Source organism: Devosia insulae DS-56, assembly GCF_000970465.2.
GTDB classification, from domain to species: domain Bacteria; phylum Pseudomonadota; class Alphaproteobacteria; order Rhizobiales; family Devosiaceae; genus Devosia_A; species Devosia_A insulae.
In genome coordinates this window covers 1-14342 of sequence record NZ_LAJE02000040.1, presented here as the reverse complement: position 1 = coordinate 14342, position 14342 = coordinate 1, and the positions used below count along the sequence as shown (strand labels likewise).

Annotated in this window: 13 protein-coding genes; 5 read left to right on the top strand and 8 right to left on the bottom strand. The window is 65.3% G+C overall.

The annotated features are described in order from the left end of the window. Positions 1 to 17 precede the first annotated feature (17 nt). The 4 genes from VW23_RS01455 (at position 18) to VW23_RS01440 (ending at position 4072) form a co-directional block, all read left to right on the top strand. Complete coding sequence (locus VW23_RS01455) at positions 18 to 1226, top strand: hypothetical protein (protein ID WP_069907818.1); 1209 nt, start codon at positions 18 to 20, stop codon at positions 1224 to 1226. 331 nt (positions 1227 to 1557) lie between these two features. Beyond that, positions 1558 to 2355: a phytanoyl-CoA dioxygenase family protein gene (locus VW23_RS01450; RefSeq protein WP_176730301.1), complete on the top strand. Its 798-nt coding sequence runs from the start codon at positions 1558 to 1560 to the stop codon at positions 2353 to 2355. A 2-nt stretch (positions 2356 to 2357) separates the two neighbouring features. Beyond that, on the top strand, positions 2358 to 3332 hold the full coding sequence (locus VW23_RS01445) for an aldo/keto reductase (protein WP_069907817.1): 975 nt from the start codon (positions 2358 to 2360) through the stop codon (positions 3330 to 3332). After that, the gene (locus VW23_RS01440; RefSeq protein ID WP_201787999.1) at positions 3329 to 4072 is read left to right on the top strand and encodes a creatininase family protein; all 744 of its coding nucleotides are present in this window, start codon (positions 3329 to 3331) and stop codon (positions 4070 to 4072) included. Before VW23_RS01445 ends, VW23_RS01440 begins: the two co-directional genes overlap by 4 nt. A 236-nt stretch (positions 4073 to 4308) precedes the next feature. Here the strand turns inward: VW23_RS01440 and VW23_RS01435 are convergent, their stop codons facing one another. Further along, positions 4309 to 5208: an AraC family transcriptional regulator gene (locus tag VW23_RS01435; protein WP_069907815.1), complete on the bottom strand. Its 900-nt coding sequence runs from the start codon at positions 5206 to 5208 to the stop codon at positions 4309 to 4311. A 170-nt stretch (positions 5209 to 5378) separates the two neighbouring features. On the opposite strand from VW23_RS01435, the gene VW23_RS01430 reads away from it, so the two are divergent. Further along, positions 5379 to 6668 carry an ABC transporter substrate-binding protein gene (locus VW23_RS01430; RefSeq protein ID WP_244513332.1) on the top strand — a complete coding sequence of 430 codons (1290 nt, stop codon included), beginning with the start codon at positions 5379 to 5381 and terminating at the stop codon, positions 6666 to 6668. A 155-nt stretch (positions 6669 to 6823) separates the two neighbouring features. Here the strand turns inward: VW23_RS01430 and VW23_RS01425 are convergent, their stop codons facing one another. The 7 genes from VW23_RS01425 to VW23_RS01395 all read right to left on the bottom strand — a co-directional run bounded on the left by VW23_RS01425 (position 6824) and on the right by VW23_RS01395 (position 14269). Then, positions 6824 to 7612, bottom strand: coding sequence for a DeoR/GlpR family DNA-binding transcription regulator (locus tag VW23_RS01425; RefSeq protein ID WP_069907814.1), 789 nt, complete (start codon positions 7610 to 7612; stop codon positions 6824 to 6826). Between the two features lie 121 nt (positions 7613 to 7733). Beyond that, complete coding sequence (locus VW23_RS01420) at positions 7734 to 8777, bottom strand: sn-glycerol-3-phosphate import ATP-binding protein UgpC (RefSeq protein ID WP_069907813.1); 1044 nt, start codon at positions 8775 to 8777, stop codon at positions 7734 to 7736. A 5-nt stretch (positions 8778 to 8782) separates the two neighbouring features. Further along, positions 8783 to 9631, bottom strand: a complete 849-nt coding sequence (gene ugpE, locus VW23_RS01415) for a sn-glycerol-3-phosphate ABC transporter permease UgpE (RefSeq protein ID WP_069907812.1) — start codon at positions 9629 to 9631, stop codon at positions 8783 to 8785. Positions 9632 to 9643: 12 nt separating this feature from the next. Then, complete coding sequence (gene ugpA / locus VW23_RS01410; protein ID WP_069907811.1) at positions 9644 to 10528, bottom strand: sn-glycerol-3-phosphate ABC transporter permease UgpA; 885 nt, start codon at positions 10526 to 10528, stop codon at positions 9644 to 9646. Positions 10529 to 10619: 91 nt separating this feature from the next. Continuing rightward, positions 10620 to 11948, bottom strand: coding sequence for a sn-glycerol-3-phosphate ABC transporter substrate-binding protein UgpB (gene ugpB / locus VW23_RS01405; protein ID WP_069907810.1), 1329 nt, complete (start codon positions 11946 to 11948; stop codon positions 10620 to 10622). Between the two features lie 282 nt (positions 11949 to 12230). Further along, positions 12231 to 13238, bottom strand: a complete 1008-nt coding sequence (locus VW23_RS01400; RefSeq protein ID WP_201787998.1) for an Ldh family oxidoreductase — start codon at positions 13236 to 13238, stop codon at positions 12231 to 12233. Next, on the bottom strand, positions 13235 to 14269 hold the full coding sequence (locus VW23_RS01395) for a trans-3-hydroxy-L-proline dehydratase (protein WP_069907809.1): 1035 nt from the start codon (positions 14267 to 14269) through the stop codon (positions 13235 to 13237). The genes VW23_RS01400 and VW23_RS01395 overlap by 4 nt, the downstream gene beginning before the upstream one ends. Positions 14270 to 14342: the final 73 nt, after the last annotated feature.

Sequence of the window (14342 nt, the reverse complement as noted above, 5' to 3'; positions counted from 1 at the left end):
GTAGCTGGGGACACGCGATGAGGGTATTTTGGTCGTGGCAGGCGGACACCGGGGGCAAGACCGGCAGACACTTCGTACGCGATGTCCTGGCTGCCGCTGTCGGCGAACTTCGCGATGAACTGACGGTCTACGAGCGTGCGGAAATCCAGCTCGATCACGATCGTTTGGGGCTGACTGGCAGTCCCGATCTAGCGCCGGTCATCTACTCCAAGATCCGCAAGGCAACGGTTTTTGTTGCCGACGTGACCATCGTCGGATCCGTCACGATCCATGACGGCAGCGTCAAACGGATGATCAACAACAACGTAGGCATCGAGCTGGGATTCGCCGCGGGTGCACTCGGCGACGAGGCAATCTTGATGGTGCAGAACACCTACTATGGTAGACGTGATGACTTGCCCTTCGATCTGCGGGGTAAGGCCGGCCCCATCGAGTTTTCGCTCGCTCCGAGCGCCACGCGTACTGAAGTGGAAGCCGAGGCGAGGGCTCTGCGGCAAAGGTTGAAAGCAGCGCTGCGCCCCTTCCTGCCACCGTCCCCTGTGGTCGAGACCCCGCCACTGGAACGGCGGCGATGGCAAAGCACCCCGCTTCAATTTGAAGGCAGCGAGCGGCTTGATGTGCTGCGCAGCGAGGGCAAGCCGCCGCGCCACGTCCGCTTCGACGCCGAGCGCGGCATCTATCTGCGGTTCATGCCGCAGCTCGCCCTGGCAGAACCCCTGACCTCGGGTCGGTGCCTTGAGATCGCGGAGTCGCAACACCTGGCGCTTCTCTACCCGGAAATGCGTCCCGGCCAAGCCGCGCGTAACCCGCAGGGCGCGGCGGTGTATCGGCTCCGGTCGCCAGAGGGGAAGAACGCGGCCGCGGCGACACAGCTATTCCACACTGGCGAGATCTGGGCGGTGACGGAGGCCTTCTTTGGACCAGAGACGTTCCTCGCGGGTCAACTCCTCGAGCCGCTGGTGCGGGTGCTGCGGAGTTTTCACGAAACGTCTGTGCACAAGATTGGCGGGGTTGCGACCACCATTGAGATTGAGATTGGCGCCCTCGGCCTCAGCAGGCTGCACTGCGACCTCGGTCGCGGCCGAACTGTCGGTCCCTATTTTAAGGACTGGATCAGGGTTGAGGCGACGCTGCAGTGGACTGACTTTGATCCCCAGCGCGAAGCCATTGCCCAAAAATTCATCGACCGAATGGTCGAGGAAGCGGGCGAGCGGGTGGTGCGTTAGGCACCTCCCTAAGGAAATGCGCGGCCTCCGCGGCACGCGTAGCGGCGATGAAGATGCCTTCCTGTTGTCCTTAGAAGCTGGTTGGACGTTGGACGAGACGCCGCTCGAGAGTGGTACTAGCCCAAGGCGGGAGCGAGACTTGCAAGAACACCAGAAAGTTCGCTTCGTGCCTACCGTGCGGCTTGCGACGAAGATAGCCAGCTGTTCCGCCCCCACGTCCCATCCCGGCTTCATTCAACTCCCACCTCCGATCGATCCAAGACAGCCCTAAGCCCCAGTGCGACTATCCCCTCAGACAACACGGCATAGAGCCGGACCCGAGGAGATCACGGTGCACGATACGCTCAGCGTTCCCGATTACCCGCTCACCCAGGAGCAGATCGACCAGTATCGGCGGGACGGGTTCATTCAACTGGACGAGGTGATCACCGGCCCGGTGCTCGATGCGATGCGGGGGGCCGTGGTGAATGCCGTGGCGATAGAGACCAATGAGGCGCCTGATCGGCCACGGAGCGGGGCGCAGGCCACCTATGAGAAGATCTTCAATCAAAAGGTGAATCTTTGGCAACGCCACCCCGATGTGGCCCGGTTCACGCTGTCCGCAGCGCTCGGTCGTATCGCGATGCGCCTTGAGGGACGCCCTATGCGGCTCTGGCACGACCAGGCCCTGTTCAAGGAGCCGATGAAGGGCAACAATCGCACGCCCTGGCATCAGGATGCGGTGTACTGGCCGCATGTCGACCGCTGGCACCAGACGACGATCTGGATCGCGCTCAAGGATGCGACGACGCATAATGGCTGCATGGCCTTCGTCGAGGGCACCCATTCGCTCGGGCCCCAGCCGGCCGTCGATCTGAGCGATCCGCAGGACCTGTTCGATTACGCCCCGCATTTGAGGCCAGTGAAGCCGGTGCCGCGGCCGCTGAAGGCGGGGAGCGCCACTTTCCACAACGGGCTGACCTTCCACTATGCCGGCCCCAACAAATCCGACGGCACGCGCGAAGCCTTCGCCATCATCTATATGCCCGATGGCACGCGCTTTGATGGCAAGCCGCATATCGTCACCGACGAGCAGGGGTTTGCGGCCGGCGATCTGCTCGATAGCGAGCTGTTCCCGCGGGTCGGCTAGCGATGCGCTACCGGGCGTTCGGCGGCACCGGCTGGCAGGTCAGCGAGGTCGGCTTCGGCGCCTGGCAGATCGGCGGCGACTGGGGCGGGGCGAGTGACGCGGAGTCGATCCGCACGCTGCACCATGCCTTCGAGCGCGGCATCAACTTCGTCGATACGGCCGAGATGTACGGCAAGGGCCGCTCCGAGACGGTGGTGGGGCAGGCGGTCCGGCAATGGCGGCAGGGCCGCATCTATGTGGCGACCAAGGTGCAGCCGACCGTCTGGCCGAGCCCCGATGAGGAGCGCCCGCCGATGCGCGGCCGCTACCCGGCCTGGCATCTGCGCACTGCCGTCGAAGCGTCGCTGCGGCGTCTGCAGGTCGAGCGCATCGACCTGCTGCAGCTCCATTGCTGGGTGGCGGATGGCGTCACTGAGCTCGATTGGCTGGAGACCCTCAATGCGCTGCGGCTCGAGGGCAAGCTCGACCAGATCGGCGTGTCGCTGCGCGACTATCGGCCCGATGACGGCATCGAGCTGGCGCGCCTCGGTCTCGTCAGTTCGCAGCAGGTGATCTTCAACCTGTTCGAGCAGCGCCCACGGGACCGATTGTTTCGCGCCGCGCCGGATCATCCGCCGGCCTTCATCGCCCGGGTGCCGCTCGATTCCGGCTCGCTGACCGGCAGCTGGAGCGCCGCGACTTATGCCGGCTGGCCTGCGGGGTCGGGGCCGCATCAGCTGTTTCGCGGCGACCGCTTTGCCGAAACGCTGGCGCGGGTCGAACGGCTGAAGCAGCTCTGCGCGCCGTATTTCGCGACCCTGGCAGAGGCCGCGATGCGCTTCAGCCTCAGTGTGCCGGAGGTCTCGACCGTCATCCCCGGGATGCACAGCCCGGCCGAGGTGGATACCAACATCGCCTATGCCGATGGCGCGCCGTTTCCCGAGGAGTTGCTGGCGCAACTGGCCGCCCATAGCTGGCCGCGGAATTACTACCAATGAGCATGGACCCCGCTGCCGTGCGGTTCGAGCTGCTGCTGCCGAGCGAAATCCGCCAGGCGCTGGCGCAGCGATCGCTGGTCTATCTGCCGCTCGGGACCTACGAGTGGCACGGCGAGCATCTGCCGGTCGGTCTCGATGGGCTCACCGCGCATGGGCTCTGCCTGCTGGCGGCGCAGCGCGGCGGCGGGCTGGTGCTGCCGCCGCTCTACTATGGCACCGGCGGCGGGCATGGCGACTATCCGTGGACGATCATGGCCGGCGCCGACGAAATCCGGCCCCTGCTGCGGCAGACGCTCAGGCGCCTCGCGGCATTCGAGGTCGGCGCTGTGGTGATCCTCAGCGGTCATTTCGCGGGCGAGCAGATCGAGATGATCCGCGCGCTGGAAGCCGAATGGGCGGGGCAGGGCGACCGCATGCGAGTTCGGGCGCTGGCGGTCAGCATGGCCACCGGCCTGGCCCTCGCGCCCGACCATGCCGCTCGCTTCGAGACCACGCTGCTCAGTGCGCTATGGCCCGATCGCGTCCGCCTCGACCTGCTGCCGGCACTGGCCGAAGCGCCCAGCATCGACCCCGGGGGCAACGAGATGGGGGCGCAGCGGCACGACCCTACGCATCCGTTGTTCGGGATCTTCGGTCCTGATCCGCGACGGTTCGACCCTGCGGAGGCGCTGCCACTGCGGGACGCCATGGTCGATTGGCTGCTGGGGGAGGCGGGGGGCTTAGCTAGAACGGCTCGCTGATGGGGGCGCCTCTGATGCCCGTCATGGCGCGGTGGCCGCCAACCCCTCACCCGTCTCGGCCTGACGGCCGATCCACCCTCTCCCCGACGGGGCGAGGAACAGAAGGTGGCTCACCGGCGCTGCAGGATTCTTCTCCCGGTCGGGGAGAAGGTGGCGCGTAGCGCCGGATGAGGGGAAAGCCACGATGCCGCGAGATGAGCGCCGGCGACAATCAAAGCTGATTGGCGCGACCTAGGTCACACATTGTAAATCGTCCGATAGGCCGAGGGCGTCATGCCCTGGTAGCGCTTGAACAGTCGGCAGAAATGCGGGGCGTCGGAATAGCCGAGTTCGGCGGCGATCTCGGTGATGCTGGGGCGTGGGTTGAGCAGCAGCGTGCACGAGCGGTGGATGCGCCGCCGCTGGAAGAAATCCGTCGGGCCATAGCCGGTCGAGGCGCGGAACAGCGCCGAGAAGTGGTCGACCGAGAGCCCCGCCGCCCTGGCGCTGCGGGCGACCGAATAGGGGGTGCCGGCGCCGGCTGCCCGATCGATGGCCTCCATCGCCGTCCATACTTCGGGCCGGAAGGTGAGGGTGGCCGAGGTCGGATCGTGCCGCATCCAGGCTCTCGCCATCGTCGCCACCGCCTTCTGCAGCGCACAGCGGAGGAACAGCGGCGATGGCGCAGCACGGTTCCCCTCGGCTTCGATCTGCGCGAGTTCCGCGGCAACCAGCTCGAAATCGTCGGCGTCGAGCCGCATCTGCACGGTGTCGACGATCTGCGATCGCATCAGCGTGGTCGAGAGGAACAGCGGCACCGCTCCGGGCTCGGTCCATAACAGGCCGAGATCGCCCATCAGCCATTCGCTGAGATAATAGGCGTTGATCACCTCGATCCGCTCGATCCGCTCGAAGGCGTGCACTTCGCCCGGCGGCACGACGACGACATCACCCCGCGCCAACGGAGCGCGGCCGTTCTTGGTCCGGTGCATGGCGCTGCCCGAGGTGACGATGCAGATCTCGTGGTAGGCGTGGTCGTGCGGCGGCACGTCTTCGATCACCTCCAGCCGCTGCGCCCGGACGGGCCGGCCGGCCGAAAGCTGTACGGTCGATTGCTCGATGGTGTAGTGCGCCGCGAACGGCGATCCGGGATTCATTCAACGAGCCTAGCCGCAGCCGGCGCAGTGCAGCAAGCCCCTGTGTTGGCCCCAAATCACGGGTTCGTTCAAGCTTTGCGGCTGAATGCTGCAAGACGTATGGCGAGGCGCTGTGGTCCTTTAGCCGACTGCCCAGCGGGAGACGGGCGGAACCTGAGGGAGGAACGGAAGTGAACAAACGCACGGCAATTCATCTGCGCGCCGCTGTCCTGGCGACGGCGCTGACTGGGCTCGGAACCGGGTGGGCCTCGGCCCAGACGGTGAACCTGACCTTGAGCCATTTCAACAACCCGAACGAGGTGGCGACGGCCAACAAGCTCATCGAGGTGTTCGAAGCGGCCAACCCCGATATCAACATCGACGTGGAGCTGATCCCCACCGGTGGCGACGGCGACAACCTGGTCAAGACCCGCCTCTCGACCGGCGATATGACCGACCTGCTCTGGTACAATGCCGGCTCGCTGTTCCATGCACTCAACCCAAAGGAGCGTTTCGTCGACCTGACCGACGAGCTCTACCAGGCTGCAATCCTTGATTCATTCAAGTCGGTGGTCACCGAGGAAGGCCGCGTCTACGGCGTGCCGATCGGCACCGCCTTCGGTGGCGGCGTGCTCTACAACCGCAAGGTGTTCGAGAAGCTGGGGCTCGCCGTGCCCAAGACCTGGGCCGAGTTCATGGCCAATAACGAAAAGCTCAAGGCAGCCGGCATCCCCGCGGTGATCCAGACCTTCGGCACGCCGTGGACGGCGCAGCTGTTCATGCTCGGCGACTACTACAACCTGCAGGCGGCCGAGCCAGCTTTTGCCGAGCGCTACACTGCCAACCAGGCGAAGTATTCCACCGCTCCCGCGTTGAAAGGGTTTGAGCGGCAGGAGGAGGTGTTTAAGGGCGGCTATCTCAACGAGGATTTCGCCTCGGCGATCTTCGAGGATGGGCTGCGCATGGTGGCCGAAGGCCAGGGCGCGCAATATCCGATGCTCTCGATCACCGTCGGCACCATCGCCACGACCTATCCGGACCTCGTCAACGATGTCGGCTTCTTCGCCCTGCCGGGTGACGACGCCAGCAAGAACGGGCTCACCACCTGGATGCCCAACGGGCTCTACATCACCTCGACCACCCCGCATCTGGCGGAGGCCAAGCGCTTCGTCGCGTTCGTCGCCAGCACTGCCGGCTGCGATGCGCAAACCGCGGCGATCGGCGCGACCGGCCCGTACCTCGTCAAGGGCTGCTCCATCCCGGCTGACGTGCCGCCGGTGGTCAGCGAACTCTTGCCCTATTTCGAGACCGATGGGGCAACGGCGCCGGCGCTGGAATTCCTCTCGCCGGTCAAAGGCCCGAACCTGCCGCAGATCACTGTGGAAGTCGGCTCCGGCATCCGCTCGGCTGCCGACGGCGCCGCGCTCTATGACGAGGACGTAAAAAAGCAGGCGCAGCAGCTGGCTTTGCCGGGCTGGTAAGCGCCGCTTGGGGCGACCCGCGTCGGGTCCTCGACGCGGGTCGTTCACGCTGTCCGCCGCGCTTGGTCGTATCGCGTGCGCGTGTAAGTGACGCCTTCGTGCGCGGGGCAGCCAGCTCCGTGCCTCCCCGCGCGCCCGGCCGAGGCGGGAACAGCTCACTCCGTCTCAGGCGCGTTGCACACGATAACTCTGATGCCGCTTTCGTTCAGGCGGCGCGATGCTTCCGGGTTCTCGGGAAGTCGGTCCGTGACGAAGCATGAGAATGCCGAGAAGGGGGCAATTCGTACCGCTGCGGCGAGGTCCCACTTGGTCGCATCGGCGGCGAGGATGCGGATGCGGGAGTTCGCCAGGATGCCATTGCTGATCTGGGCGTCACCCTGGCTGAAATCGAGCGCGCCGGCCTGCGGGTTCAGGCCACCGGCCCCGACCACGGCATGCGTCGCGTGAAACTTCTCGAAATAGCGGATGGCATCGAGGCCGACCACATCCCGATCGTTGGGCCGCCAGACGCCGCCGGTGACGTGCAACCGGATGCCTGGTGCAGCACCCAGCACCATGGCGACTTCGACATTGTTGGTCACCACCGTCAGGTCGGAATGCTCGCGCAGGGCGCCGGCCGTGGCTTGCACAGTGGTCCCGATCCCGAGGAACACCGTGGAGCCGTCGGGGATGAGTTCGGCGATCTTTGCGCCGATGCGCCGCTTGGCGGCACTTTGCAGCAGCGAGCGGGTGTGGACCGGGCTGTTTAGCGGCAGGACCGGGAGATCGACGCCGCCATGCAGCCTCCTTGCCAGTCCCAGGCCGCACAGCACATTGATGTCGCGCCGGATGCTTTGCGTCGTCAGCCCATACCGCCGCGCCAGTTCCTCGATCTGCTGGGCGCCGCCGGAGGCGATCTGGTCGAGGATGTCCTGCTGTCGTTGGGAGAGGTGAGCGCTGCTCATTTCAGTTCATGACCCGCGTCGCGTCCCGGAATGCGTTTCCGCCCGGGCCTCGCGATGAGCGTGTAGCCCGTCGCGGCGCGGCTGGCGATCGGCGATTTGGTCCCATCGCGCATCAACATGCTCAGTCGGTGCGCCGGCCACTGTCGCGGTTGAAGGGATGCAGGTCGGCGATGCGGACAAAGAGCGGAATGGTCGCGCCTTCGACCACCGCCGTGCGGGCGGGCACCGCCGCAACGATGAGCTGGCCGCTCCCCTCCAGCCGCAGATGCAGATGGCTCTCGCCACCGATCGGCTCGTAGAGTTCGATCGTCGCGTCCAGTCGCACCGAGGGCTCGCCCGGGTCGGCCACCTGGATCGTATCGGGGCGAACGCCACAGAGGTCCGTGCCCTCAGGCAGCTTTAGATCGTCGCCGCGGCCGCGCAGATAGTCGACCTCGATCAGGTTCATCGGCGGGGAGCCGATGAAGCCGGCAACAAACAACGTCGCAGGCCGTTCGTAGAGCTCGATCGGCGCGCCGACCTGCTCGATCCGCCCGGCATTCATCACCACCAGACGATCGGCCAGCGTCATGGCCTCGAGTTGATCGTGGGTGACATAGACGCTCGTCGTCTTGAGGCTGCGTTGCAGCCGCTTGATTTCGATTCGCATCTGGCCGCGCAGCTTGGCATCGAGATTGGACAACGGCTCGTCGAACAGGAACGCCTTGGGCTTGCGGACGATGGCGCGGCCCATGGCGACGCGCTGGCGTTGGCCACCCGACAGCTGGCGCGGTCGCCGGTCGAGAAACGGCTCGATCTCGAGGATGCGCGCCGCCTCGGCCACGCGGCGGTCGATCTCGTCGCGCGGGGTGCCGCGGTTCTTGAGCCCGTATTCCAGGTTCCCCCGCACCGACATGTGGGGGTAGAGCGCATAGTTCTGGAACACCATGGCGATGTCGCGCTCTGCCGGTTCCTTCTTGTTTACGACCTGTTCGTCGATCGAGACCGTGCCTTCGGTGATCGTCTCGAGCCCGGCGATCATCCGCAGCAGGGTGGATTTGCCGCAGCCCGAGGGACCGACGAGAACCACCAGTTCGCCATCCGGGATCGTGAGGTCGAGATTGTGGATGGCCGTCACGTTGCCCGCGTAGATCTTCTTGACGGCTGAAATGTCGATACTTGCCATTGCGGTTACTTCTCGGTTTCGACGAGGCCTTTGACGAACAGGCGCTGCATGAGGATGACGACGAGGACGGGTGGCAGCATGGCCAGCATCACGGCCGTCATGACGAGGTGCCACTGCGGCTCCGCGTCGGCGGTGGCGGCGAGCCGTTTGATCCCCATCACGATGGTGTAGTAGCGGCTGTCGGTTGTCACCAGAAGTGGCCAGAGGTACTGCACCCAGCCGTAGATGAAGAGGATGACGAACAGCGCCGCGATGTTGGTGCGGCTGAGCGGCAGCAGGATATCGCGGAAGAACTTCATCGGGCCGGCGCCGTCGACGCGGGCGGCTTCCATCAGCTCGTCAGGGACGGTGAGGAAGAACTGCCGGAACAGGAACGTCGCCGTCGCCGAGGCGATCAGCGGGATGGTGAGGCCGGCATAGGAGTTCAGCAGCCCCAGGTCGGCGACCACCTTGAAGGTGGGCATGATGCGCACTTCGACCGGCAGCATCAGGGTGATGAAGATGACCCAGAAGGCGAGCATCCGGAACGGGAACTTGAAAAAGACGATGGCATAGGCCGACAGGATCGAGATGAAGATCTTGCCGGTGGCGATCACCAGCGCGATGATCAGCGAGTTCAGCAGCATGATCCACAGCGGCGGTGCGCCCGCCGTGGTCAGACCCTCGGTCAGCATGAATTCGTAGTTGGCGAACAGATTGGGACCGGGGAGCAGCGGCACCAGCCCGCGCAGAAAGTCGCCGCCGCCATGGGTCGAGGCGACGAACGCGAGGTAGACCGGGAACACCACGATGACGACGCCGAGGATCAGCACCAGGTGGGTGAGGACGGCAAGGATGGGCCTGTTTTCGATCATTGCTGCCGCCCCCTAATACTGCACGCGCCGCTCGACATAGCGGAACTGCACCGCCGTCAGCGCGATTACCACGATCATCAGGATGACCGACTGGGCCGACGACGAGCCGATGTTCAGGCCGAGAAAGCCGTCGGAATAGACCTTGTAGACCAGCACGTTGGTGGCCTGCGCCGGGCCGCCCTGGGTGGTGGCGTCGATGATGCCGAAGGTATCGAACATGGCGTAGTTGATGTTGATGATCAGCAGGAAGAACGTCGTCGGTGAAAGCAGGGGGAAGACAATGGTCCAGAAGCGCTTGAACGGCCCGGCGCCATCGATGGCCGCCGCCTCGATCAGCGATTGCGGGATCGATTGCAGGCCGGCGACAAAGAACAGGAAGTTGTACGAGATCTGCTTCCAGCTCGCGGCCATGACGACCAGCAGCATGGCGTCGACGCCGTCGACACGGTGGTTCCAGTCGACGCCGAAGCCGCGCAGGATATAGGGCGCGATGCCGATGGTGGGGTTGAACATGAACCACCACAGGACGCCGACCACGACCGGGGCGACCGCATAGGGCCAGACGAGGAGCGTGGTGTAGAGCCGGCTGGTCCGCAGCACGCGGCTGACCGCAACCGCCAGCAAGAGCGAAACCGACATGGCGAGCACGGTGACGCTGGTGGCAAAGACCGCGGTCTTGCTCAGCGAACCGAGATAGTTGGGATCGGCGAAGAGCCGCCGATAGTTCTCGAACCAGACGAAGGTGGTCTTGAAGCCGAACGGGTCTTCTCGCTCGAACGACGACTTCACGGCCTGCAGCGCCGGCCAGATGAAGAACACCAGCGTCACCGCCAGTTGCGGGACGAGAAGCAGATACGGAAGCACCTTGTTCGGGAAAATCGTTCGTTTGGTCTGCATGCTCCCCCTCGTCGGCGCCGCGAGCGCCAGTTCGCTTCGCCTCACCCTCGATGCGAGGGTGAGGCGGGATCGTCGGTCCGAACCGGCGTGACTACTGGTTGGCGGCTTCGAAATCGCGCAGGATCTGGTTCCCGCGTTCGACCGCAGCGTCGAGGGCCTGCTGGGCGGTCTTCGAGCCGGAGAGCATGGCCTCGAATTCCTCATCCACCACGGAGCGGGCCTGCGTCAGGTTGCCGAACCGGACGCCCTTGGAATTGGCCGAGGGCGTGCCGCGGGTGATCTGGCCGATGGCGATGTCGGAGCCCGGGTTCTTGGCGTAGTAGTCCTGCGATTTGCCGAGCTCATAGGCGGCGTTGGTGATCGGCAGGTAGCCGGTGGCCTGATGCCATGCCGCCTGCACTTCGGGCTGGCTGAGATAGGTGAAGAACTTCGCTACGCCTTTGTAGACCGCAGGGTCCTTGCCGTTGAGGGTCCAAAGCGTGGCGCCGCCGATGATCGAGTTCTTCGGGTCGGTGGTCACGTCATCGTAGTAGGGCAGCGGCCCGAAACCGACTTCAAAGTCCTTGGCGTTGTTGATGACGCCGGCGCGCGAAGCCGAGGAATTCATGTAGATCGCGCATTCCTGAGCATAGAATTTCGGCGGCGCGTCGCCCCCGCCGACCGGACCGCCATACTCGAACAGACCCTCATCGGACCATTTCTTGAGGTTGCCCCAATGCTTGACCTGTACCGGGCCATTGAAGCTGAACTCGGTACCGAGCCCACCGAAGCCGTTTTCCAGCGTGCCGAAGGGCTGATCGTGGATGGCTGACAGGTTCTCGGTCTGCACCCAGGTGATCCAGCCACTGGTGAAGCCGCATGGTGCGGCGCCTGATTCCATGATCTTGCGGCTCATCGTTTCGAGCTCGGCCCAGGTCTTGGGCGGCGTCTCGCGATCGAGGCCGGCTTTTTCGAACACGTCCTTGTTGTAGTACATGATCGGCGTGGAAGAGTTGAACGGCATCGACAGGATGTTGCCGTCGGTGTCGGAGTAGTAGCCCACGACCGGCGCGAGGAAGCCTGCCGGATCCCAGGGCTCGCCGTTGTCGGCCATCAACTGGTGAACCGGGTAGATGGCGCCCTTGGCGGCCATCATCGTTCCGGTGCCGACCTCGAAGACCTGCACGATCGCGGGCTGCTCGTTGGCGCGGAACGCTGCAATGGCGGCTGTCAGCGTCTCCGGATAGGTGCCCTTGTAGGTTGGAACGACCTTGTATTCGGTCTGGCTGTCGTTGAACCCGTTCGCGATCTCCTCCAGTTTCTTGCCCAGTTCGGCATCCATCGCATGCCACCAGCTGATTTCAGTCTGGGCACTAGATGCGGGCGCATAGGCAAAGGCGGCGAGAACGCCGGTCGACAGTAGCAACGCAAACTTGCGCATCAGATCGTTCCTCCGGTTTTCAGCGAGGCTCTTCCGTCCTCGTTCTCCATTCGTAGCGAGCGATGTTCATATGGGAAAGCCCTGATGTTCAAATGAACACAGGCGGCGCCAGGCATGGCGATGACGTCCGCAGCCTTCACATGGATGCCGTCGAGCGACGCGCTGTCCGGTCGACGCCGCGGCTGGCACGGCAGCGGACGCGGCGCATTGGGGCAGGGGTTGCCCGGCGGCCATGAGCTGCACCGCGATGAAGGAGGGGGTGATGCCGCCGTCCGGGACGCCCTAGGCCACTGCCAGCGCCCGGATTTCCTCCAGCGCCGCTTCGTCCACGGCGATACCGTTGGCAAGGCTCTTGCGGCGGGTGGCGTAACGGCGGTCGCCGGGCAGGCGGGATTGGCCGGCATCGTGGATTTCGGCGATCAACAGCTCGAGCCGATCGGCAAAGCTGTTCACCGCGCCGCGCTGCGGGTCGATCAGGATGTAGGTCTGGCCGCCATGCGGCGTGGCAGCGCCGGGATAGGCGCTCCAGTCCATCTCGAACGAATAGTCGCCGCCCGCCAGCGCTGCGCCCATGATCTCCATCATCATGGCAATCGACGAGCCTTTGTGCCCGCCGAACGGCAGCAGCGCGCCGCCATCGAGGATGGCATTGGGGTCGGTGGTCGGGTTGCCGTGCCGGTCGACACCGGTGCCGGGCGGCAGTTGCCGGCCTTCGCGCCGGGCGATCTGCACGTCGCCATTGGCCATGGCGCTCGAGGCCTGGTCGAACACCAGCGGATCGCTGCCCTCACGCGGTGCGGCAAAGCCGAACGGGTTGGTGCCGTAAACCTTGCGGTGGCCGCCATGCGGCACCACCGACGCCATCGAGTTGATCATCGCGAGGGCGAGAAACCCTTCACGGGCGAACGGCTCGATATCCGGCCACACGGCGCTGAAGTGGTGCGCCTTGCGGACGCTGAGCATCGCAATGCCGTTGGCCCGCGCCTTCGCCATCAGCGGCTCCCGCGCCAGCTCCAGCACCGGCAGCGAGAAGCCGTTGCGGCCATCGGCCCGCTGCATGCCCGGCGCCACGTCCTCGAGCATCGGCATCGCTTTGCCATCGACCCAGCCGGTATCGAGCGAAGCGAGGTTGCCCTTGATGCGGAAGATGCCGTGGCTATGCGCCCCGTCGCGCTCGGCGCCTGCCATGTTCTGGGCGAGGAGGCTCGCCACCGTCTCGGAGCAGCCGTGCCTGAGGAACACCTGCCGCAACAGGGCGACCAGCTCGTCATAGGCGATGTGGGTGCTCACTTGCCGATCCGCGGCCAGGTATCGGAAAGCCGATAGCCGCCCTGCCACGGGTCGGACGGATCGAGCATCTCGGTGCGGGTCCCGGTGATCCAGGCGCGCCCGGAGATCGAAGGGATGATCGCCGGCCGACCGCCGAGCGTCGTGTCCCTTTCGATGCGGCCGAGGAATTCCGAGCCGATGATCGAGCGCGCCAGGTAGCGGTCGCCGACCTGCATCTCGCCCTTGGCGCGCAGCACCGCCATGCGGGCCGAGGCGCCGGTGCCGGTGGGCGAGCGGTCGATCTTGCCCGGCTGGATGGCGACCGCATTGGCAGCGGTCAAGAGGCCATCGCGCCGCTCCAGCGGCGCGGCGATCTGGCAGAACGAGAAATGCGTCCAGCCGGGATTGGTCGGATGGGTGAAGCCGAGCTGCTCGTTGGCGGCGCGGGTGATGCGGATGCCGGTCTCGGCGAGCTCGCGGGCCTCGTCCGGGGCGATGCGGAAGCCCAGCGCCTCGGCATCGACGATGACGAAGCTGTCGCCGCCATAGGCGGTATCGACGGTGAGCGTGCCGACGCCTTCGACCTCGAGCGTTGCGCCAAGCTTATCGGCAAAGCTCGGAACGTTCGTTACGGTGATCCGTTCCGCCTTGCCGTTCCGGCACTCGGCGACCACCTCGACAATGCCGCCCGGCGCTTCCAGCACCAGCCGGGTTTCCGGCTCGGTCATCGGGATGATGCCGGTATCGAGCAGCACGGTCGCGACGCAGATCGAGTTCGAGCCCGACATCGGCGGCGTGTCCTCGGGCTCCATGATGATGAAGCCCATCTGCGCCCGCGGATCTTTCGGTGGCACCAGCAGGTTGACGTGCCGGAACACCCCGCCGCGCGGCTCGTTCAGCACCAGGTTGCGCAGCGTCTGGTCGCGCGCAATGAAGCGCGACTGCTCCCACAGCGTCTCGCCCGGCGGGGGCGCGACGCCGCCGACGATCACGTCGCCGACCTCGCCTTCGGCGTGGCAGCCGACGATTTGAATTGCGCGGATGGTTCTCATTTGGTCATCCAGAGTGTGGTGTCGACAGGAGGCACCGGCGGTGCAGTGATCCTCCCCCGCGTGGCGGGGGAGG

Excerpts from the sequence above, each read along its gene's own strand:
- VW23_RS01420 (WP_069907813.1), bottom strand. The coding sequence starts at position 8,777 with ATGGCAAGTATCGACATTTCAGCCGTCAAGAAGATCTACGCGGGCAAC.
- VW23_RS01445 (WP_069907817.1), top strand. The coding sequence starts at position 2,358 with ATGCGCTACCGGGCGTTCGGCGGCACCGGCTGGCAGGTCAGCGAGGTC.
- VW23_RS01455 (WP_069907818.1), top strand. The coding sequence starts at position 18 with ATGAGGGTATTTTGGTCGTGGCAGGCGGACACCGGGGGCAAGACCGGC.
- VW23_RS01425 (WP_069907814.1), bottom strand. The coding sequence starts at position 7,612 with ATGAGCAGCGCTCACCTCTCCCAACGACAGCAGGACATCCTCGACCAG.
- VW23_RS01435 (WP_069907815.1), bottom strand. The coding sequence starts at position 5,208 with ATGAATCCCGGATCGCCGTTCGCGGCGCACTACACCATCGAGCAATCG.
- VW23_RS01395 (WP_069907809.1), bottom strand. The coding sequence starts at position 14,269 with ATGAGAACCATCCGCGCAATTCAAATCGTCGGCTGCCACGCCGAAGGC.
- ugpB (WP_069907810.1), bottom strand. The coding sequence starts at position 11,948 with ATGCGCAAGTTTGCGTTGCTACTGTCGACCGGCGTTCTCGCCGCCTTT.
- ugpE (WP_069907812.1), bottom strand. The coding sequence starts at position 9,631 with ATGATCGAAAACAGGCCCATCCTTGCCGTCCTCACCCACCTGGTGCTG.
- VW23_RS01440 (WP_201787999.1), top strand. The coding sequence starts at position 3,329 with ATGAGCATGGACCCCGCTGCCGTGCGGTTCGAGCTGCTGCTGCCGAGC.
- ugpA (WP_069907811.1), bottom strand. The coding sequence starts at position 10,528 with ATGCAGACCAAACGAACGATTTTCCCGAACAAGGTGCTTCCGTATCTG.